Origin of the sequence: Bacillus sp. SIMBA_008, assembly GCF_046535495.1 — a bacterium.
Classification (GTDB): domain Bacteria; phylum Bacillota; class Bacilli; order Bacillales; family Bacillaceae; genus Bacillus; species Bacillus subtilis.
On sequence record NZ_JAWRWL010000787.1, the window covers coordinates 1 to 257 of the forward strand.

1 pseudogene is annotated in these 257 nt (G+C 39.3%); it reads right to left on the reverse strand.

The annotated features are described in order from the left end of the window. Positions 1-257, reverse strand: a pseudogene (locus tag SB658_RS25460) (sodium:solute symporter family protein); the annotation flags it as partial.

A 257-nucleotide genomic window follows, 5' to 3' on the forward strand; every position in this document is an offset into this window, starting at 1 on the left:
GCAAAACCTGCAAAGAATACGAAAAGCAATACTAAAGAATAAAGGGGCATGATCGCCGCGTTTTTCCTAAATACTTTTTCATTTTTTGCAGAGAAAGCAGAAGCAAATGTATGGGGCCACATATAGAAACCGAGAGCTGTTAATACAATAGTAGAAACAAACCAAGAAATGCTCATCCCTTCATCAGGTAAAGATAAAAATCCTGGTTTCGCTGCTTCTACCGCTTCAAACATCGGCTGAAATCCCCCGTAATAATG